At 61.2% G+C, this 19943-nt stretch carries 21 protein-coding genes; 11 read left to right on the top strand and 10 right to left on the bottom strand.

Annotated elements, in window-relative coordinates:
- Nucleotides 1-13 precede the first annotated feature (13 nt).
- On the bottom strand, nucleotides 14-607 hold the full coding sequence (gene pgsA, locus ACX2DJ_RS12170; RefSeq protein ID WP_462572941.1) for a CDP-diacylglycerol--glycerol-3-phosphate 3-phosphatidyltransferase: 594 nt from the start codon (nucleotides 605-607) through the stop codon (nucleotides 14-16).
- Nucleotides 608-722: 115 nt separating this feature from the next.
- Between pgsA and ACX2DJ_RS12165 the strand changes: the two genes are divergently transcribed.
- Complete coding sequence (locus tag ACX2DJ_RS12165) at nucleotides 723-2033, top strand: MFS transporter (protein ID WP_462572939.1); 1311 nt, start codon at nucleotides 723-725, stop codon at nucleotides 2031-2033.
- Here the strand turns inward: ACX2DJ_RS12165 and ACX2DJ_RS12160 are convergent.
- Nucleotides 2030-2221 (bottom strand): hypothetical protein, encoded by a 192-nt coding sequence (locus tag ACX2DJ_RS12160; RefSeq protein WP_462572938.1) that lies wholly within the window; start codon nucleotides 2219-2221, stop codon nucleotides 2030-2032. The two genes, ACX2DJ_RS12165 and ACX2DJ_RS12160, sit on opposite strands and share 4 nt — an antisense overlap.
- Nucleotides 2222-2359: 138 nt before the next feature.
- Between ACX2DJ_RS12160 and ACX2DJ_RS12155 the strand changes: the two genes are divergently transcribed.
- On the top strand, nucleotides 2360-4021 hold the full coding sequence (locus ACX2DJ_RS12155; protein ID WP_462572937.1) for a thiamine pyrophosphate-binding protein: 1662 nt from the start codon (nucleotides 2360-2362) through the stop codon (nucleotides 4019-4021).
- Here the strand turns inward: ACX2DJ_RS12155 and ACX2DJ_RS12150 are convergent.
- Nucleotides 4018-4425, bottom strand: a complete 408-nt coding sequence (locus ACX2DJ_RS12150) for an EVE domain-containing protein (protein ID WP_462572936.1) — start codon at nucleotides 4423-4425, stop codon at nucleotides 4018-4020. The two genes, ACX2DJ_RS12155 and ACX2DJ_RS12150, sit on opposite strands and share 4 nt — an antisense overlap.
- 196 nt (nucleotides 4426-4621) lie before the next feature.
- On the opposite strand from ACX2DJ_RS12150, the gene dapF reads away from it, so the two are divergent.
- The 5 genes from dapF to ACX2DJ_RS12125 all read left to right on the top strand — a co-directional run bounded on the left by dapF (nucleotide 4622) and on the right by ACX2DJ_RS12125 (nucleotide 8882).
- Complete coding sequence (gene dapF, locus ACX2DJ_RS12145; protein WP_462572935.1) at nucleotides 4622-5452, top strand: diaminopimelate epimerase; 831 nt, start codon at nucleotides 4622-4624, stop codon at nucleotides 5450-5452.
- Nucleotides 5449-6624: a MiaB/RimO family radical SAM methylthiotransferase gene (locus ACX2DJ_RS12140; protein ID WP_462572933.1), complete on the top strand. Its 1176-nt coding sequence runs from the start codon at nucleotides 5449-5451 to the stop codon at nucleotides 6622-6624. Before dapF ends, ACX2DJ_RS12140 begins: the two co-directional genes overlap by 4 nt.
- Nucleotides 6621-7559: a signal recognition particle-docking protein FtsY gene (ftsY, locus tag ACX2DJ_RS12135; protein WP_462572931.1), complete on the top strand. Its 939-nt coding sequence runs from the start codon at nucleotides 6621-6623 to the stop codon at nucleotides 7557-7559. Before ACX2DJ_RS12140 ends, ftsY begins: the two co-directional genes overlap by 4 nt.
- On the top strand, nucleotides 7559-8209 hold the full coding sequence (locus ACX2DJ_RS12130; protein WP_462572929.1) for an inner membrane-spanning protein YciB: 651 nt from the start codon (nucleotides 7559-7561) through the stop codon (nucleotides 8207-8209). Before ftsY ends, ACX2DJ_RS12130 begins: the two co-directional genes overlap by 1 nt.
- 100 nt (nucleotides 8210-8309) lie before the next feature.
- Complete coding sequence (locus ACX2DJ_RS12125) at nucleotides 8310-8882, top strand: urate hydroxylase PuuD (protein ID WP_462572927.1); 573 nt, start codon at nucleotides 8310-8312, stop codon at nucleotides 8880-8882.
- 74 nt (nucleotides 8883-8956) lie between these two features.
- On the opposite strand, the gene rimK is transcribed toward ACX2DJ_RS12125, so the two are convergent.
- The 3 genes from rimK to ACX2DJ_RS12110 are packed head-to-tail and all read right to left on the bottom strand — an operon-like array spanning nucleotide 8957 to nucleotide 11360.
- Nucleotides 8957-9862, bottom strand: coding sequence for a 30S ribosomal protein S6--L-glutamate ligase (gene rimK, locus ACX2DJ_RS12120; protein ID WP_462572926.1), 906 nt, complete (start codon nucleotides 9860-9862; stop codon nucleotides 8957-8959).
- Nucleotides 9863-9866: 4 nt separating this feature from the next.
- The gene (locus tag ACX2DJ_RS12115; protein WP_462572925.1) at nucleotides 9867-10337 is read right to left on the bottom strand and encodes an ATP-dependent zinc protease family protein; all 471 of its coding nucleotides are present in this window, start codon (nucleotides 10335-10337) and stop codon (nucleotides 9867-9869) included.
- A complete protein-coding gene (locus ACX2DJ_RS12110) occupies nucleotides 10338-11360 on the bottom strand; it encodes a YncE family protein (protein ID WP_462572924.1) in 1023 nt (340 codons plus the stop codon).
- A 298-nt stretch (nucleotides 11361-11658) separates the two neighbouring features.
- On the opposite strand from ACX2DJ_RS12110, the gene ACX2DJ_RS12105 reads away from it, so the two are divergent.
- Nucleotides 11659-12228, top strand: a complete 570-nt coding sequence (locus tag ACX2DJ_RS12105) for a metal-independent carbonic anhydrase family protein (protein ID WP_462572923.1) — start codon at nucleotides 11659-11661, stop codon at nucleotides 12226-12228.
- 89 nt (nucleotides 12229-12317) lie between these two features.
- On the opposite strand, the gene ACX2DJ_RS12100 is transcribed toward ACX2DJ_RS12105, so the two are convergent.
- From ACX2DJ_RS12100 to ACX2DJ_RS12090, 3 genes are all read right to left on the bottom strand, one after another.
- Nucleotides 12318-14177, bottom strand: a complete 1860-nt coding sequence (locus ACX2DJ_RS12100) for a M2 family metallopeptidase (protein WP_462572922.1) — start codon at nucleotides 14175-14177, stop codon at nucleotides 12318-12320.
- Between the two features lie 113 nt (nucleotides 14178-14290).
- Nucleotides 14291-15049: an alpha/beta fold hydrolase gene (locus ACX2DJ_RS12095; protein WP_462572921.1), complete on the bottom strand. Its 759-nt coding sequence runs from the start codon at nucleotides 15047-15049 to the stop codon at nucleotides 14291-14293.
- The gene (locus ACX2DJ_RS12090) at nucleotides 15046-15693 is read right to left on the bottom strand and encodes a 2-hydroxychromene-2-carboxylate isomerase (RefSeq protein ID WP_462572920.1); all 648 of its coding nucleotides are present in this window, start codon (nucleotides 15691-15693) and stop codon (nucleotides 15046-15048) included. The genes ACX2DJ_RS12095 and ACX2DJ_RS12090 overlap by 4 nt, the downstream gene beginning before the upstream one ends.
- A gap of 79 nt (nucleotides 15694-15772) precedes the next feature.
- On the opposite strand from ACX2DJ_RS12090, the gene ACX2DJ_RS12085 reads away from it, so the two are divergent.
- The 3 genes from ACX2DJ_RS12085 to ACX2DJ_RS12075 are packed head-to-tail and all read left to right on the top strand — an operon-like array spanning nucleotide 15773 to nucleotide 18893.
- Entirely contained in the window at nucleotides 15773-16216 is a 444-nt protein-coding gene (locus ACX2DJ_RS12085; protein ID WP_462572919.1) for a MarR family winged helix-turn-helix transcriptional regulator, read from the top strand.
- Nucleotides 16209-17297, top strand: a complete 1089-nt coding sequence (locus ACX2DJ_RS12080; RefSeq protein WP_462572917.1) for an HlyD family secretion protein — start codon at nucleotides 16209-16211, stop codon at nucleotides 17295-17297. The genes ACX2DJ_RS12085 and ACX2DJ_RS12080 overlap by 8 nt, the downstream gene beginning before the upstream one ends.
- A gap of 3 nt (nucleotides 17298-17300) precedes the next feature.
- Nucleotides 17301-18893 carry a DHA2 family efflux MFS transporter permease subunit gene (locus ACX2DJ_RS12075; RefSeq protein ID WP_462572915.1) on the top strand — a complete coding sequence of 531 codons (1593 nt, stop codon included), beginning with the start codon at nucleotides 17301-17303 and terminating at the stop codon, nucleotides 18891-18893.
- Nucleotides 18894-18905: 12 nt separating this feature from the next.
- On the opposite strand, the gene ACX2DJ_RS12070 is transcribed toward ACX2DJ_RS12075, so the two are convergent.
- On the bottom strand, nucleotides 18906-19931 hold the full coding sequence (locus ACX2DJ_RS12070; protein ID WP_462572914.1) for an aspartate-semialdehyde dehydrogenase: 1026 nt from the start codon (nucleotides 19929-19931) through the stop codon (nucleotides 18906-18908).
- Nucleotides 19932-19943 lie beyond the last annotated feature (12 nt).

Below are 19943 nucleotides of genomic sequence, written 5' to 3'. Positions count from 1 at the left end.
TCGCAGCGAAGGTTCAGTCCATGTGCTTGAGGCCGACACGCAGATAGTCCCACCCCGTCATCAGCGTCAGGATCGCAGCCGCCCAAAGTGTGGTGAGGCCAACCGTATGCGGCACATTGGCCTCTATCCCGCCAATGTCCATGTTCCATTCGGGCAGCCCGCGCCCAAGGATGAGCGCACCCAGCGCGATGATCTGGAAGGTCGTTTTCCACTTGGCAAGCTTGGTCACCGGCACCGAGACTTGCAACCCGCCGAGGAATTCGCGAAGACCGGACACGGCGATCTCGCGCACCAGAATGATCAGCCCGGCAATCACATGCATGTCACCGACATAGGGGCCGCGCAGCACGCCCTGCGCTGTAAGCACCAGGATCACAGCGGCAACCATGATCTTGTCCGCGATCGGATCGAGGAAGATACCAAGCCTGGAAACCGCCCCGCTGGAGCGCGCGAGATAGCCGTCGAAATAGTCGGTAATGCCCATCAGGCTGTAGAGCACGAAAGCGATCAAATAGCCGGTTTGCCAATTCGGCCACCACAGGAAGAAGGCGAGCAGCGGCACCGCGCCGATCCGGGACAGGGTGAGGATATTGGGCAAGGTCAGCATCAGGCACTTCCCTTAGCGCGTTGCGGCGCCGGGCAAAAGATGGCTGGAAAGGCTTGTTCACCGCTCACCCCCACCCTAGGATCATCTGCAATGAAGCGGCAGCGGGGCTGATTGGATGAGCACTTCAACGCATCTGCTGCGCCGGCGGCGCTTCCTGCCGCTGTTCTGCACCCAATTGCTCAACGCCTTCAACGACAATCTCTACAAGACCGCGATGGTGCTGTTCGTGGTTTACAGCGTCTATGATGATGAAAGCGCCGAAGGCATCTTCAGTGCGGTGGCATCGGCGCTGTTCATCCTGCCTTTCTTCATCCTTTCGGCGCTGGCGGGGCAGCTCGCCGACATGCGCGACAAGGCGAAGATCATCCGCACGGTGAAAATGTGCGAGATCGGCCTGATGCTGATCGGTGCAAGCGGGCTCTATCTCGCCTGGCGCGGAATTTCGGTCGATACGCTGGCGATCCCGCTGCTGCTGCTGGCATTGTTTCTCACGGGCGTGCAGTCGACCTTTCTTGGCCCGATCAAATACGCCATCCTGCCGCAGCATCTCAAACGAAACGAGGTGCTGGCAGGCACCGGCCTGGTCGAAGCGGGGACCTATATCGCGATTCTGACCGGTACCATTCTGGCCGGATGGATACCGGTCGAATGGGCAGCCGGCGGCATCATCGCAACATCCGTCATAGGTTATTTGACAAGCCGCCAGGTCCCCGCTGCCCCGCCCATTGCCGATTACGAGAAGCTCGACTGGCACATCATTCGCGCATCGATCGGGCTGATCAGGAAAACGATGCTCGATCGGCAGATCTATTATGCGATACTGGCGATCAGCTTTTTCTGGACCATTGGAGCCGTCCTGTTCATCCAGTTCCCGCCGCTGGCCAAGAACACGCTCATGGCAAGCAAGGAAGTCGCCAGCCTGTTCCTGGTGATCTTCTCGGTAGGGGTGGCAATCGGATCGATATCGATCAACGCGCTGCTCAAGGGCACCGTATCGGCGCGCTATTCACCAGCCTCGGTGATCGTGATGGGCCTGTTCGTGATCGCCTTCTACCTCGTGTGCCGCATGTGGCACGCTGACCAGCCGACCGAGCTTCTCAGCGTAAGCGAATTTCTCGCCTGGCCGCTGGCCACAGTCATCATGCTGTGCCTGCTGGGGATAGCGATTGCGGGCGGGATGTTCGTTGTGCCGCTTTACGCATTTCTCACCACCCGCTGCTCGCCTGATGCCGCAGCGCGCACCATTGCCGCGAACAACATCGTCAATTCCGGCGCGATGGTTGGCGGCGCGCTGGTCGCCATGGCGCTAAGCGCGATTGGCGTGCCGGTGGTGGAACAATTGCTGCTCAGCGCGGCGATGTGCCTGATTTCTGCATACCTGGGCCGGCAGCTGCACAGGGCCGAGCTGGAGGCTGGGCCGGTTTAGGCGAAGAAAACGAGCACCGCTGCGAATGTCGCGAAGTAGGCGGTGGCGAAGCCGCGCACATCTTCGCGCGTCAGCTTCCACAGCACTTCGGCGGGTGCCTCATACTCATTGCTGCGGACATGCGCCGGCAACAGCGCCCGAAATGGGTGCCTTGCCTGCTCGTCGGTCAATACCAGGTTCCTACGCATGGGGGCTTCTTAACCCGATGCTAACCATTTCGCGCGCTCTGATTCCGGGCTGTCGCAAGGCGGGACATTAAGCATCCCTGTTCATGGTGACCTGTGGATAGATTGCTTCGCTTGCAATGCAGGTTTAAGCCCCTCGGCATGACTGCACGCCCTACTCCCGATGCCGCAAAGCTGCTGGTCGAATGCCTGATCGAACAAGGCGCAGACCGCATCTTCACCGTTCCCGGCGAAAGCTTCCTGCAAGTGCTTGATGCGCTGCATGGCCGCGACGAAATCGATCTTGTCACCTGCCGCCAGGAAGGCGGCGTCGCTTTCATGGCCTGCGCAGATGGAACGATGACCGGAAGGCCAGGCATTGCCTTTGTTACGCGCGGCCCGGGCGCGACCAACGCCAGCATCGGGGTGCATGTGGCGCATCAGGATTCGCAGCCGATGATCCTGTTCGTGGGCGATGTCGACCGCTCGATGCGCGAGCGCGAAGGGTTTCAGGAAGTGGACTTCCCGGCCTTCTTCAGCCCGATCTGCAAATGGGCGGCACGGATCGACAGCGCGGACCGGATTCCCGAATTCGTCGCACGTGCCTTTGCCACTGCGATCTCGGGCCGCCCCGGCCCGGTGGTGCTTGCCCTGCCCGAAGACATGCTGGATGATGCCACGCAGGCTAAACCGCGCCCCTTCGTAACCCGGCCATCGCAAGCCGCCTGCCCCGATGCGATGCAAGCGCTGATGGCGCTGATCGGTGATGCGGCCAGCCCGATTGCGATCATCGGTGGGGCTGGCTGGAACCCCAAGGCACGCGAATACTTCAGGCAATTCGCCGAACGAATCGGCCTGCCGGTTGCAACGGCGTTCCGGCGGCAGGACGCAATTTCGCCTTCTTCACCGGTTTATGCCGGTAATCTTGGCTATGGGCCCAACCCCAAGCTGGTCGAGCGGGTCAAGCAGGCCGATCTGGTCATCGCAGTGGGCGCGCGCCTGGGTGAAGCGACAACAGACGGTTATACCTATCCTGAACTCGACCGCACCGAGCAGCGACTCGTGCATATTCATCCCGACCCGGAAGAACTGAACCGGGTTTATATGACCGATCTGGCGATCTGCTGTGCGATGGATGAATTCGCCGAGGCGGCGGCGCTGTGGGAAGACAATTCGATCATTTCTTTCGACGCCGGGGCTGAAGCACATGCAGAATGGAAGGCATGGTCCACGCCGAAACCGGCCGATTTCCCGCTCGACCTGGGCCAATGCGTTGCCTTCATGCGCGAAACCTGGCCTGCCGACACGATCATCTGCAACGGCGCGGGGAACTTCTCTGGCTGGTGGCACCGCTATTGGCGTTACGAAGGGTTCGCCACGCAGCTCGCCCCTACAGCCGGGGCGATGGGCTATGGCATACCGGCAGCCGTCGCTGCCGCGCGCCGCTTCCCTGATCGCGCAGTGGTGGCGCTGGCGGGTGACGGCGACTTCCTGATGAACGGGCAGGAACTGGCCACCGCCGCCCAATATGGCTGCAACTTGACCGTGCTGGTGATCGATAACGGCGCCTATGGCACCATCCGCATGCACCAGGAACGCGAGTTTCCCGAACGGGTTTCAGGCACACAGCTCGCCAATCCGGATTTTGCCGCGCTGGGTGCAGCATTCGGCGCATGGACTGCCCGCGCGGAAACCACCGATGATTTCAAGCGAGCGCTATCCGAAGCGCGCGGTCGCCAGGGGCTGAAGCTGATCCACTGCAAGATCGATGTCGAACAGCTCGCCGCCAGTGGCGCCACGGTTAGCGGGCTCAGAGGTCGCTAGACGCTGTTGGCCAGCCCGCCGCCCATTTCCAGGATCACCTTCCATTCTTCGGGCGTGATCTCGGCCACTGAAAGCCGCCCCAGCCGCACCAGCTCGCAATCGGCAAGCTTTGGCTCCGCCTTGATCTGCTTGAGCGTCACAGGCTGCTTGAGCCTGGCCTTGGGCTTCACCTTCACCGCTGCCCATTTGCCTTCCGGATCAGTCGGATCGGTGATCCCCTCAACCGAAACGGTCACTACACCGACGATCTCCAGCCCTTCGCGAGAATGGTAGATAAAGGCTTCGTCGCCTATCTTCATTGCTGCAAGATTGTTCTTGGCGCGGTGATTGCGCACGCCGTCCCAGGTGCCTTCCTTTTCGGCCACAAGATCGTCCCAGCTGTATTTGAACGGTTCGGATTTCATCAGCCAGTAGCGTGGCAATATTCTGCTCCTTCAGATTGGAATTTGCGCATCCCTAGAGGCAATTCCCATAAAGCCCAAACCCGCAAGATCGCCTTTGTCATGATCAGTCCCGGCCCGGTCAACCCCGAGATATTCATCCCGGTAGTAACCGAAATGCTGGACGCAGCCCCTGCGCAGGCATAGAGCGCGCTGCGCGATGCGTATTCCCTTCACCAAGATGCACGGCCTCGGCAATGACTTCGTCGTCCTGGATGGGCGCGAAAGCCCCTTGCCCGCGCTGAATGCATTGACTGCAGCCGCGATCGCCGATCGCCGGCAAGGCATCGGCTGCGACCAACTGATCGTGCTCGAGCCGTGCGAAAATACGAGCGCCGATTTCCGCATGCGAATTTTCAACTCGGATGGCGGCGAGGTGGAGGCATGCGGCAATGCCTCGCGGGCCGTGGCACTGCTGCACGGCTCACCCGCAAGGGTGATGACCGGCGGCGGAGTGATCGCGCTGGAGCCGACCGCTGGCGGCGCGCGGGTCGACATGGGCACGCCGCGTTTCGAGTGGGACGCTATCCCGCTCGCCTATGCCATGGATACGCTCAGCATGCCTGTCAGCTGGGAGGATTTGCATGCGCCCTGCGCGGTCAATGTCGGCAATCCGCATATCGTGTTCTTCGTCGAGGATTGTGGCGCAGTGGAGCTTGAGCGGCTGGGCCCCGAGATCGAGCACGATCCGCTGTTCCCCGAGCGGGTCAATGTCAATGTAGCGACCATTGAAGCGCCAAACCGCATCCGGCTGCGGGTGTGGGAGCGCGGCGCCGGGCTCACCCGGGCCTGCGGAACGGGGGCTTGCGCCACCGCGGTCGCAGCCGCGCGGCGCGGCCTGAGCGGGCGCGAAGTGACGGTAGAGCTTCCCGGCGGCGCGCTTGACATCGCATGGCGCGAGGATGGCAGCATCCTCATGACCGGCCCGGCGACGGAAAGCTTCCGCGGCAGCTTCGCGTGGGAGGACTACGCGAAAGTCACCGCGCGATGAAAGGCCCCGATATTATCTCGCTTGGTTGCCGGCTCAATATCGCCGAGAGCGAGCGAATGCGCGGCATGCTCGGCGATGAGGACAATCTGGTTGTGATAAACAGCTGCGCTGTTACCGCCGAAGCCGTGCGCCAGACCCGCCAGGCAATCCGCCGCGCGCGCCGTGCGAACCCCGATGCCCGATTGTTGGTGACGGGATGTGCTGCCGACATCGAACGCGAGCAAATTTCCGCAATGCCCGAAGTGGACGGGTTGATCGCCAACCAGGCCAAGCTTGATCCGCGCGTGTGGAATGTGCCTGCTGCTGCAGTACCCATCGCGCCAAATCGTACCCGCGCCTTCATCGCAGTGCAGAACGGGTGCGATCACGCCTGCACCTTCTGCGTGATCCCGCAAGGGCGCGGGGCCAGCCGCTCACTCACCGTCGCACAGGTCTTGCGCGAAGTGGAACAGCATCTGGCGCAAGGGGCGGCCGAAGTCGTCCTGACCGGTGTCGATGTAACGAGCTGGGGGTACGATCTGCCCGGCAAGCCGCCGCTCGGCAGCCTTGTGAGCGCGATTTTGCGCACTTTCCCGGAACTGATGCGGCTTCGCATGTCTTCGCTTGATGGTATTGAAATCGATGAAGAACTTTTCGATTTATTTGCCTGTGAACAGCGACTGATGCCGCATCTCCATCTCTCGCTCCAGCACGGTCATGATCTGATCCTCAAGCGGATGAAGCGTCGGCACTTGCGCCGCCATGCGGCGGAGCTTGTCGCGCGGCTCAAGCAGGCCCGTCCTGAACTGGCGATCGGTGCCGATCTGATCGCGGGCTTCCCGACCGAAACCGAAGAGCATCATCAGGCCAATCTCTCGATCATTGGCGAACTGGGAATCGTGCACGGACACATCTTTCCCTATTCGCCTCGCCCCGGCACGCCCGCCGCCCGCATGCCGCAGCATGACAAGATGCTGATCAAGCGCCGGGCCAGCGAGCTGCGCGGCATGGCGGCAGAAGTGCATAGCGGCTGGCTCCAGACGCTGGTTGGCAAGGAAATGTCGGTCCTCGCCGAACGGGACGGTACAGGCTATGCGCCTGACTTCGCACGGGTCGCCGTTCCCGCCGGCATTGAGGCCGGCTGCATCGTCAAACTGTGCCCGACACAGATCAAGGAAGGACTGCTCGCATGAGCGAGGCGGATAATCCCGGTAAATCCTGGACCGATCGGCTATTTGGCGGATTCCGCAAGACCTCCGAACGGCTGAGCGAAAACCTGACCAGCGTGGTCGGAACCGCCAAGCTTGATGACGCCACGCTCGACGATGTCGAGGACGCGCTGATCATGTCGGACCTTGGCCCGTCGGCGGCAGCGCGCATCCGCACCAGGCTGGCGGAAAAGCGCTTTGGCCTCGAAATCAGCCAGCACGAGCTGAAAGAAGCCGTCGCAGAAGAAATCGCCGAAATCCTGAGACCGGTTGCCAAGCCGCTGGAGATAACTGCCTTCCCGCGTCCGCAAGTGATCCTGGTGATCGGCGTCAATGGCAGCGGCAAGACTACCACCATCGCCAAGCTGGCGCATCTGCTTCAGGAAGACGATTATGGCGTGATGCTGGCGGCGGGCGACACGTTCCGCGCAGCGGCGATCGGCCAGCTCGCCACCTGGGCCGAACGGATCAATGTTCCAATCATTCGCGGCCCCGAAGGCGGCGATCCGGCCAGCGTGGTATTCGACGCGGTCAAGGCCGCGACCGACAAGGGGATCGATGCGCTGATCGTCGATACTGCGGGCCGGTTGCAGAATAAGCGCGAGCTGATGGACGAGCTGGCCAAGATCCGCCGTGTGCTGGGCCGCCTCAACCCCGAGGCACCACATGACGTGGTGCTGGTGCTCGATGCCACCAACGGCCAGAATGCGCTGAGCCAGATTGACGTGTTCAAGGAAGTGGCAGGCGTGACCGGATTGATCATGACCAAGCTGGATGGCACCGCACGCGGCGGCGTGCTGGTCGCTGCGGCAGAGCAATACGGCCTGCCGATCCATGCCATCGGCGTGGGCGAGAAAATTGACGATCTGCGGCCGTTCGATCCTGACCTTGTGGCACGCGTGATTGCTGGAGTAGCCTGATGACAGACAACGGGAAAGATAAGACCAAAGGCACCGGGTGGCTCAATGTCGCGGTCGATTACGGCCCGCTGCTGGTTTTTCTTGGTGTCTATCGCTGGTCCGCACCAGAGGAAGCCGCGCCGATTGCGGAACTGGCCGCTGTCATCAAAGGCACCATAGCATTCATGGTCGCAGCGGTGATCGCGCTGGCTGTATCCAAATGGCGGTTGGGCAAGGTTTCGCCCATGTTGTGGTTTTCAACCGCGCTGATCGTGGGGTTCGGCGCGCTGACGGTGTTCTTTGGTGATCCCACCTTCGTCCAGCTCAAGCCAACAATTATCTATACCATTTTCGGCGTCGCTTTGCTGGTGGGCGTATGGCGTGGGCGGGCACTACTGCAAATATTGCTCGAAGCGGCATTCGAAGGGCTAAGCCAGCAGGGATGGCTTAAGCTGTCACGAAATTGGGGCGTCTTCTTCCTGCTGCTGGCGATCCTGAACGAAACTCTGCGCGCACAGATGAGTTTCGAGGGTTGGCTCTGGGCCAAGCTGTGGGTGTTCCTGCCGCTGACTTTCCTGTTCACTTTCAGCCAGATCCCGATGCTGCTGAAGCATGGCCTCAGCCTTGAAGGCGTGGACGAGGAAACCCGCAACCCTCCACCGGCGGGATAACACCGGGACTTGCCAAGCCCGGCAATTGTGACCAGTGTCCGCTCGCTGCGCGGCGCCACAAGGCTGCGCGTTCCGCAACGGACTCTTTAGGGGGAGAACAATGGCAAAACTCTTCGGAAATCTTCATCTCGTCATGGCAATCGGTCTGGTTGCCGCACTCGCACTGATGCTCGGCTTTGGCGCCTATACGCCGGTTGACTCCAATTCGGTCGCTCGCTGGCTACACCTGTTCTTCGGCGTGCTGTGGATCGGCCTGCTCTATTACCTCAATTTCGTGCAGGTGCCGACCATGCCGTCAATTCCTGACGAACAAAAAGGCGCCATCTCGAAGCACATCGCGCCCAAGGTGCTGTTCTTCTTCCGCTGGGCTGCTTTGCTCACGGTGGTGACCGGCCTTTGGATAGCCATGGTCAACGGCTACATGGTCGAAGCTCTCACCTTCGCTGGCGAAGGCGCGGTCGACCTGATCGGTGCAGGCATGTGGATGGCGCTGGTGATGGCCTTCAACGTGTGGTTCATCATCTGGCCGGCGCAGAAAAAGGTGCTGGGCATCGTGGAAGCGAGTGCAGAGGAGAAGGCCGCAGCGGCACCCCGCGCACTGATCGCCAGCCGCACCAACGTGCTGCTGTCGATCCCCATGATGTGGGCGATGGTGAGCGCAAACCTGGGCTAAATCGCCGCTATTTTACGGGCTGGAAGGGGCGCTGCGGGCAAATCCGTAGCGCCCCTTTTCCTGTCTGGTCTCCATCAACCCTTGCCCTTGGTCTTGGTCTTCCCGGCCTTGGCGTTTTCCTCGATGAACTTGATGATCAGGCCGGCCACATCCTTGCCGGTCGCTTTCTCGATCCCTTCGAGGCCGGGCGAGCTGTTCACTTCCATGATCACCGGCCCGTGATTGCTGCGCAGCATATCGACCCCGCAGACATTCAGGCCCATCCAGCGCGCCGCACGCACCGCAGTCGCGCGTTCTTCCGGCGTGATCTTGATCACTTCGGCGCTGCCGCCGCGATGCAGGTTGGAACGGAAATCATCCGCCGCCCCGGTGCGCTTCATCGCCGCCACCACCTTGCCGCCCACCACCAGCGCACGAATATCGGTCCCGCCCGCTTCCTTGATGAATTCCTGCACCAGAATGTTCACATTGGCGCCGCGGAAGGCCTCGATCACCGATTTGGCGGATGACATGGTTTCCGCCAGCACCACGCCGATGCCCTGCGTGCCTTCCAGCAGCTTGATCACCACTGGCGGGCCGTTCACCGCCTTGATGATCTCCTCTGCCTGCTTGGGATCATTGGCATAGGCCGTCAGCGGCAACCCGATCCCGTGCTTGGCGAGGATCTGCATGCTGCGCAGCTTGTCGCGGCTGCGCCCGATCGCCACGCTTTCGTTGAGCGGCCACACCCCGGCCATCTCGAACTGGCGCAGCACGGCCAGGCCATAATTGGTGATCGAGGCGCCGATACGCGGGATCACCACATCATAGCCCTTCAGCGTCTGCCCATCATAGGTCAGTGTGGGCCGATGGCTGGCGATGTTGACCGTGCAGCGCAGCGTGTTGAGCACGTCCAGCGTATGGCCGCGCGCCACGGCAGCCTCGACCAGCCGCTTGTGCGAATAGAGATTGGCATTGCGCGCCAGCATGGCAATTTTCATGGGTTTATCCTTGAGATTTGAGAAGTTTGCGCTCTTGCCGGGATGATTGGAGCCAGGACCTCCCCGGATCGACCAGGAAGCGGTTCTTGAGCGCGGTTCGCCCGATCAGTATGGGAAATTTCATGTCCGATCGGTCTGCCAGGCTGAACTCGGCACGATATACATGTTCACCCAGCCTGAGCCGGGTCTTGATGATAAAGCGGTCCTGCCCTTCCCCGTTCGAGCTGGTGATGATGCGCCGGTCAGCACGCGGAACTTCGCAAGTGACCGGCTCGCTTCGCCCGTCGCCCAGGTCGAGCAGAAAGCGCACCCAGCGCTGGCCATCGCGGTCAAAGCGTTCGATCCGGGTCGCGTGAAGCGACGAAGTGCGCGCGCCCGTATCAATCTTCGCCGGGATCCGCGCCGGGACAAAGTCAGGCAATCCGACCAGCTCGCGCCAGCCGACAAGTGACTGGGATTTCTTCTCGCCAGGCACTCAGCTCGCGTCCAGAATCGCAAGGCCATCGCCGCCCTCGCCCGTGGTCAGGCGGCGCAGCACCTGGCCACTCTCGAAATCGACCTCGGCCACAGTATTGGTGCCGGTTTCGGCGACATAGATCCGTTCGCCATCGCCGGACCACGCGATGGTTACCTGGAAACGCCGCTCAGCCTCTTCCGGGCTGGATACGGCGATGGTGCGGATGACTTCGGCGCTGGCGGTGTCGATCACAGACAAGCCCCCATCGGCAAGGTCAGAAGTCACTGCCATGTCACCCTGCGGGCGCACGGCGATGCGCAGCGGAAAGCGGCCAGTGGCGATCTCGTGGCGCAGTTCGAGCGTTTGCGGATCGAGCGCGAATGCCTTGTTCGAGCCGCGCGCGGAGACCCATAGCGTCCCGCCGTCCGGCGCAAGCGAAATGCCTTCAGGCTCTATACCCACCTCACGTGAAATGAGGGGATCATTCCCCGCAAGATCAATGCGCGTAACGGTCTTCGACCCAAGATCGGTGGTCCACGCGGTATGCGCATCAGAGGCGACAGCGAGCATATGGCTGCCGCGCTGGTTGGTTGCGAACTCGCTGGTGTCGGCGGCACCGGTCGGATTCGCAACTCGGAAGATCGACTGGCGCCCTTCGGCGGTGACATAAAGATCGCCATTGGGGTGCCAGACGATGCCATGCGGCCGGGCATTTTCACCCAGCTCGATGCTCTTGACCTTGGCCAGATCCGCGGTGCGGAACAGATCGACGCTAGTCCCGCCGTAACATGCCAGCGCGACATGCTGGCGGTCAGGAGAAACGGCCAGTTCGTGCGGGTTGGTGCAGCTGTCCACCCGTTTGACCTCTGCTCCGCTGGCAAGGTCGATCAATGACAGAGTGTTGCCGCGCTTGTTGGCGACGAAAACCGAGCCTTCTAGTGGCGCGCTTGATGCCAAGGCCTTGCCTTCAACCGGTCTATCCACCGGCTCGCAGGCAGCGAGGCCCAATGCGCAAACCGCCGCGCCAATCGCCAATCTCATCTCCGATCTCCCAAGGTCTGCATCACCCGTCTTTTTCGCGCCTTACCGCACCAATCGAGCCCAACCAAATCGCATTCTTGGTCTGCGAAAATTTTTCCGCCGCAGTCTGGAACCAAGCACGAGATATCTTGTTATATGCGCACGGGCCGGGCCCCTCTGGCGTGCGACACGAAAACGCACGTGATGTCGGACCGTATCGACTCTGGTCGAGTGGCGGTCCGGCAAATGACTGCCTCTCCAGCGTCGATAATGCTCATCAAATTCCCCCCTGGGGGCACAAAATTCGTTGGAGAATTCAATGCGCAAGTTTGTAATGGTACCCGCAATCGCCGCGGCCAGCCTCGCTCTCGCCGCTTGCGGCGAAACCGCAACCGAAACCGCCCCGACCGGTGAAACCGCCGCCGCTCCGATCACTGCCGAAGAAGTCACCGCAGCCCAGCAAGCGTGGGGTCAAGGCATCGTCAACATCGGCAAGGTTTCGACCGACGGCGGTGACGTGAAGCAAGCCGCCACCGACCACATCAACACCTTCTACGCCTATGAAGACGGCATGCCTGTTCTGTTCAAGCCGACGCTGGCCGCCGAGGACCAGTTCCGCGGCACCTTTGACGAAGCGCTGAGCTACTTCATCGGGACCGAAGGCACCGAAGACGGCGGCTTCGCGGTCAAGCCCTGGACCAACGTCCGCTGGGAAAACGAAGGCACCATCATCGACGGCGACAGCGCGATCGCAATGGGCAATTATTACTTCACCGACACCGATGGTAAGGACACCAAGGTGGAATACACCTTCGGTTACAAGAAGAATGCCGACGGTGACTTTGTGATCGACCTGCATCACTCGTCGGTGCCGTTCAGCGCCGAATAATCGCGTCTCAGCGAGGTCGCTCCCATAGAGCGATGGAGGGCCCCCGCCGCAGCGATGCGGCGGGGGCCTTTCCGTTCCGGTCGAAGGCCTCACCAGCCCTTGGGCTTGCCCTGGTTCTGCTCTTCCAGCCACGCCATCAGCGGGGCGAAATATTCGACCATCGCCTTGCCGCTCATCTGGCGCTCGCCGGTGAATGCTTCGAGCGCATCGGGCCATGGCTTGGACGCACCGATTTCCAGCATCGCGTTCAGGTTCTTACCCACTTCTTTATTGCCGTAGAAGCTGCAGCGATGGAGCGGGCCCTTCCAGCCGGCCTGGTCACAGGCCGCCTTGTAGAACTGGAACTGCAGCACCCGCGCGAGGAAATAACGCGTATAGGGCACGTTGCCCGGTACGTGATATTTCGCGCCCGGATCGAACGCATCTGGGCCGCGCGGCACCGGCGGCACGATGCCCTGGTATTGGTAGCGAAGGCGGGTCCACGCCTCGTTGTAATCCTCGGGCGCAACCGATCCGTCGAACAGGCTCCAGCGATAGCGGTCAACCATCAGGCCGAACGGCAGAAAGGCAACCTTGTCCATTGCCTGGCGCAGCAGAAGGCCAATATCCTTGTCCGCACTGGGAACATCCTTGGGATCGAGCATGTCGATCTGGACGAGGTATTCGGGCGTGATCGACAGCGCAACCATATCGCCAATCGCTTCGTGGAAGCCGTCATTCGCGCCGCTCAGGTGCAGATAATCCTGCTGATTATAGGCGCGCTGATAATAGTTGTGGCCAAGCTCGTGGTGAATGGTGATGAAATCATCCGCATTGGGCTTGATGCACATCTTGATGCGCAGATCGTCGACATTATCGAGATTCCACGCCGAGGCATGGCAGATAACTTCGCGGTCGCGCGGCTTTGTGAACTGGCTGCGTTCCCAGAAGGTTTCGGGCAGCTGCTCAAAGCCGAGCGAGGAGAAGAACTGCTCGCCCACCTTGACCATATCGGTCTCCGACAGGCCCTTCTGCGCAATCAGATCGGTTATGTCATAGCCGATGTCGCCGGCGCCTTCGGGCGCGACCAGCGGATAGATATTGCCCCACTCCTGGGCCCACATATTGCCCAGCAAATCGGCGCGGATCGGGCCGGTGGCGGGCTGCACATCATCGCCATATTTATCGTTGAGCTTGCTGCGGACATAGGTGTGCAGCGCAACATAGAGCGGCTTGACCTCCTGCCAGATGCGTTCGGTTTCGGCGGCAAACTGGTCAGGATCCATATCATAGTTGGAGCGCCACATTGCGCCCAGATCGGCAAAGCCCAGATCCTTTGCTCCTTCGTTCGCAATCGCGATCATGCGGGCATAATCGTCCTTCATCGGCGCGCCGACATTATCGTGCCAGCTGGCCCACATCTCGGCATATTCGGCGGGCGTATGATCAAGGCTGCCCATTTCGGCCTCGATGTCGGAACCGCTGATTTCCTTGCCGTTCAGCGTGCCCTTGCCCTTGCCGTAAGCCGAACCCAGGGCGGTCGCGATTTCGTTCAGCTCGGTCGCCGCCCCATCGCGCACTGGTGCAGGCATGACGATGCCGTTGCGCAGGATATCGAGTTTGCGCGCAACCACCGGGTCGAGCCCGGCCACAGTCGCGTATTTCGCCGCCTCATTGGCATAGGCAACGCTCTTCTCGGTCGCGATTGCACCATACTTGGCGGCGAGTGCATCGGAATCGTGCGTGATGTAGGTCGCGTTTATCCACGAGACTTGCGCATAGTCGATGCCGAAACCGAACAGGTCCTTCTCGACCATGTCGATCCATGCGGCTGCGCCTTCCGGAGTCATGGGATAGGTCTCAGCAGCGGCAGGCGCGGCAGTGGTGCTTGCAACTTCCTCAGCTTGGACACTGCTGCAGGCGGCAAGCGATATTGCCAGCGCAGACAGCGCGACTTTCGTAAATCTCATTGGAGCGGTCCCTTTTTCACGAAACAGGTTTCATGTTAAACCAGTTTGGCCGCGCAGAGCCGTTGAATCAAGCGTCTGCCCTGAAAAATCGATGAATGGCGATCCAGCCTGGATCAACCGGCAAGAAAACGGGCAATTGCCTCACCCATCTCCGGCTTTGTCGCGCTGATCAGGTGATTGCCGGGTGTTTCGACGAAAGTGGCATTGGGCAGCATTGCCGCCAGCTCCTCCGCCGATCCATTGTCACGATCCTCATCGCCGCACACCACCAATGCAGGCATGGTGACGTTGGCCAGCTTATCCAGCGCCATGTCCGGCATGGTGCCCAGCAACATGCGTGCTGCGGCCCGGTCAACGCCTTGCGATTTGAGGAACTGGCGCGAGTACCACGCCGGATCATCGGGTTTCATCGTGTCGAATTCGTCGATCACGCGCTTGAAATGCGCCGAACGCTTCTGCCATTCGCCCAGCCCGGCGGTGCCCATCCCGCCCACGATCAGCCTTTGCGGGTGTAACACGCCGCCCGCCACCGCATGCAGCGCGGTGCGCGCGCCGAGCGAGAAACCGCCGAGATCATAATCCTCAAATCCGAGATATTCGATCAATGCAGCAACATCGCGCACCAGCACATTTTCGGGATAGGCAGCGGGATCGGACGGGCTTTCGCTTTGCCCATGCACGCGGAAATCAAGCATGATGACTTCGAAGCCCTCACGCGCAATCCGCTGGTCATGGCCCCATTTGATCCAGTTCATTTCGGAACTGGAAAACAGCCCGTGCAGCAAAATGACCGGAGGCCCCTCACCTATGCGATGGATCGCCAGTTTGGTACCATCGAAGCTTGTGAAATACGAAGTCTCGACCCCGCTCACCGCTTTTTCAGCCCCTTTTGCTCCATCCGCCACTTGACCATGTCGATCCGGTCCTGGCCGAAGAAGGGCTCACCGGCAAAAACCAAAGTCGGCACGCCCCAATGCCCCGCATCCTCCAGCGCCTGCTGATTGGTGGCGATCTCGGCATCAAGCGAATCGGCCTGTGCTGCAACTTCGGCATCGAGTTCGGCCAGATCCAGCCCGGCACGCGCAGCGGCGCCAGCCAGGTGATCGCCCTCGTTCCAGCCCTCGGCCCCGCCCCAGATCAGCGCCGCGGCCTCAGCCGCAAAGCCAAGCCCCGTGCCGCGCCGCGCCGCCGCCTGCCCCAACCGCGTGATCCGGCGGATATGAGGCTGCTCGGGCGCAATCTCGCGCGTCATAATGTTCTGGATGATCGGATCGGGGCGCGGCGCACCAAAAGGTATACCGTGGAACTGCGCCACGCGGATCATGTCGCGCATGGTATAGCCCAGCCAGTTGGAGTGGTTGCGTTCGAAGAAATCGGATTGGCGCAGCGCCAGCGGCCAAACCGGACGCAGCGCAATATCGAGGTCAAATTCCTCGGTCATTGCCCGATAGCGGCCCACTGCGAGATAGCTGTAGGGCGAACGAAAGCTGAAAAAGAGATCTGCCTTGAGTGTCATGGCGGCACGCTAGCCGCGTTTTAAGCGCCTTGCCAGCCTTCGCTTGCACTTACTAAGCCAGCTTATTATATGTGCACGCATGGTTTCCGAACTTGGCTACCGGATGGCAGACAATTCGCGCATGTTGCGCCGCCTGTTTGACGACCGTGTGCGCAGCCTGGGGCTTACCGCCGTGCAGGCTAGGCTGCTCTTGTCGCTTGAACGGCAGGGCGGGCAAAATCAGGCCCATTATGCAGAATTGCTTGAAGTCGAGCCAATCACCTTGACCCGGATCATCGACCGGATGGAGGATGCAGGGTGGATCAAGCGGCGCCCGGACCCGAGCGACCGGCGCGCGCGCATCCTGCATCTTACCGCCAAGAGCAAGGGCATCGTAACCCGGCTTGAGGCAATCGTCGAAGATATGTTCGGCGAAGTGCTGCGCGGGTTTTGTGACGCTGACAGGCAAGCACTGTCGCAACTTCTGGAGCGTATGGGCACCAACCTTGCGCTCGCGCGCCAGGGGGCGGTGGTCAATGGCTGAAGCAGATCCAGCTTTCTCCGATCTGGAGCCCCAGGCGATACCCGATGAAGCAAATGCGGGGCCCAAGGCCCGCCCGCGCAATCGCTGGCTGCGGCTGATAACCATGCTATCGGTTCCGTTGCTGCTGCTGGCCGGAGCGGGGATTTACTGGCTTGGCCTGCAAGGCAAGGTCTCGACCGACAATGCCTATGTCAAACAGGACAAGGTTTCGATCAGCGCCGAGGTGAGCGGCAAGATTATCGAAATCATGGTCGAAGACGGCGACATGGTCGAAGCCGGGCAATTGCTGTTCCGGATCGATCCCGAACCATACCTGTTGCAGCTGGCAGAGGCAGATGCCGCGATCGCAGCTGCGCAGGCCAATGTCATCGCGCTGAGCAATTCGACCGATCTGACCGGGGTCGATATTTCCGCCGCGCGCGAAGACATCGCGTTTGCCCAAGCCAAATTTGACCGCGTTGATGCGCTGCACAAGCGCGGCTTCAGCACCAAGGCCGATTTTGACGCCGCCTCGCACGAACTGGCCAAGGCACGCGAACAATTGCGCCAGGCGCAGGCGCGCCAGCGCGAGGCGCGCGCCAGGCTTGCCACCGGCGCGGCCGTGCCCGGCGTGAATCCGCAGGTTGCCGCGGCACTGGCGAGCAAGGCCAATGCCCAGCTCGCGCTTGCCCGCACCGAAGTGCGCGCACCGATCGCCGGGCGCGTGGCACAGGCTGACCGCCTGCAACCCGGGCAACAGCTCGTCTCCGGCCTGCCGGTGCTGACGCTGGTGGCCGAGCAATCGACCTATATCGAAGCCAATTTCAAGGAAACCGACCTTACCGACATGGCCCCCGGCCAGCGCGCCAAGGTCGAATTCGATGCCTATCCCGGCCTTGAGCTGACCGGCCATGTCGAAACCATCGGTGCCGGCACAGGTTCGGAATTTTCGGTGCTGCCTGCCCAGAACGCCACTGGCAACTGGGTCAAGGTAACACAGCGCGTGCCCGTGCGCATTGCGATCGACCAGCAGAGCGAAAAGCGCCTGATCGCCGGCCTTTCGAGCGATGTAACGGTCTATACCGACCCGCGCGGCAAGTAATCCGTGGCCAGCGCTGCTGCCCCTTCCCCCGCATCCGAAGCCCTGCCCGGCACTGTTACCGGGGATGAGGCATATCTTCAGACCGGCAATTACTGGCTGCTGATTATCGGGGTCATGTCTGCATCGCTGCTGCAGATCCTCGATACCACCATCGCCAATGTCGCGATCCCGCATATGCAGGCTTCGCTGGGCGCGACGATCGACAGCGTCACCTGGGTACTGACCAGCTATATCATCGCCTCAGCCATTGCCTTGCCGATCACCGGCTGGCTGGCTGACCAGATCGGTGCTCGGCGATTGTTCATCGGATCGGTGGCGGGGTTCATCATCGCCTCAATGTTGTGCGGCATGGCCCAGAACCTTGAGGAGATGATCGCCTTCCGCGCGCTTCAGGGCGTCGCCGGGGCCTTTATCGCACCGCTCAGCCAGGCATTCATGCTTGATGTCACCAAACCCAGCAAACATCCGCAGGTGATGGCGATCTGGGGGATGGGAATCATGATCGGTCCGATCCTGGGGCCCATTCTGGGTGGTTGGCTGACCGAATCGGCCAACTGGCGCTGGGTGTTTTACGTCAACCTGCCAATCGGGATTCTTTCACTGGCTACGCTGATCGCTTTCCTGCCGCATCGTGAAAAGCGCAAACGGCGGTTCGACCTGACCGGGTTTATCCTTCTTGCCCTGGCGCTTTCGGGGCTCCAGCTGCTGCTCGATCGCGGCGGCCACGTTGACTGGTTCGATGCCACCGAAATCTGGATTTACACAATCGTGGCGGCGGCGGCGGCCTGGATGGTGGTGGTGCACCTGGCGACGGCGGATAATCCCTTGTTCCACGTCCGGCTGTTTACCGATCGCAATTTCGTGATTTCGTTGCTGTTCATGCTGCTTACCGGCGTGGTCATGTTCGCGGTGATGGCGCTGTTGCCGCCAATGCTGCAAAACCTGTTCGGCTATGGCGTGATCGACACCGGCATAGTGCTGATGCCGCGCGGAGTGGGTATTCTGATCAGCATGCAGTTATCCGGGCTGATGATGCGCTGGGGGTTCGATGCGCGGGCGATCGTGGCCACCGGGCTTTTGATGACCGCCTATTCATTGTGGCAGATGGCGCATTGGTCGCTGGCAGTCGACAATATGCATATCATCGGTTCGGGCCTGATCCAGGGGCTGGGCATGGGGCTGGTATTCATTCCCCTGCAGGTGGTGGCCTTCGCCACGCTGCCCCCGCACCTGCGGACGGAAGGATCGAGTCTGCTCAACCTGAGCCGTTCGCTGGGCGCTTCGGCGGGGATCGCCTTGATGATGGTGTTGCTGGGCCGCAATATCCAGGTCAGCCACAGCGACCTTGCCGGACATGTTACTGCGCTGACCGGCAATATTATCGACGTTTCGACGATCGAACGATTTCAGGCCATGGGGGACGTGGTGCTGCGGATTGCCGATGCCGAGGTGAACCGGCAAGCAGCAATGATCGCCTATATCAATGATTTCTGGCTGATGATGTGGGTCACGCTTGCCGCTGCCCCGCTCGCCTTCCTGCTGCGGGTCAACCGGCGAGCGAGAGCCGCCCCTGTGGCCGAGGCAGCCCCGCACTAAGGCCTGCGGGCGTCAACCCTTCTTGAGATGGCGGCGCCCCAGCAGCTCGGCAATCTGCACCGCGTTGAGCGCAGCGCCCTTGCGCAGATTGTCCGATACGCACCACAGGGTAATGCCGTTCTCCACCGTCGGGTCTTCGCGCACGCGGCTGACATAGGTCGCGCCGTCGCCCGCGCATTCGACCGGGGTGACGTATCCGCCGTCTTCACGCTTGTCGACCAGCATCACGCCAGGCGCCTCGCGCAGGATGTCCTGTGCCTGCTCGGCGGAAAGCTCGTTCTCGAACTCGATATTGACCGCCTCGGAATGGCCCACGAACACCGGCACCCGCACGCAGGTAGCGTTGAGCTTGATCCGGGGGTCGAGGATTTTCTTGGTCTCGACCACCATCTTCCATTCTTCCTTGGTCGAGCCATCATCCAGGAACACGTCGATATGCGGGATCACGTTGAAGGCGATCTGCTTGGTGAATTTTTCCACCATAACCGGATCGCCGACAAAGATTGCGCGGCTCTGGTTGAACAGTTCGTCCATCCCCGCCTTGCCCGCGCCCGAAACCGATTGATAGGTCGACACCACAACCCGCTTGATTGTGGCGGCATCGTGCAGGGGCTTGAGCGCAACCACCAGCTGCGCGGTCGAGCAATTGGGATTGGCGATGATGTTGCGCTTGGCATAGCCGTCGATCGCGTCGGGGTTCACCTCAGGCACCACCAGCGGCACGTCAGGGTCCATCCGGTAGAGCGAGCTGTTGTCGATCACCACGCAGCCGGCTGCCGCCGCCTTGGGCGCATATTCCTTGGCCGGGCCCGAGCCTGCCGCGAACAGGGCGATATCCCAGCCGGTGAAGTCGAAATGCTCGATATTCTTGCATTTGAGCATCTTGCCGGTGTCGCCGAATTCCACTTCGGTGCCGATCGAACGGCTCGATGCAACCGCCGCAACCTCGTCGCACGGAAACTCACGTTCGGCGAGAATCTGCATCATCTCGCGCCCGACATTCCCCGTCGCCCCGACAATCGCCACTCGATAGCCCATTCACACTAACTC

The sequence above is a fragment of the Altererythrobacter chaiwopuensis genome (assembly GCF_054957755.1).
The sequence above is the reverse complement of the archived record's forward strand: the minus strand, read 5'-3'. Positions and strand labels throughout refer to the sequence as shown.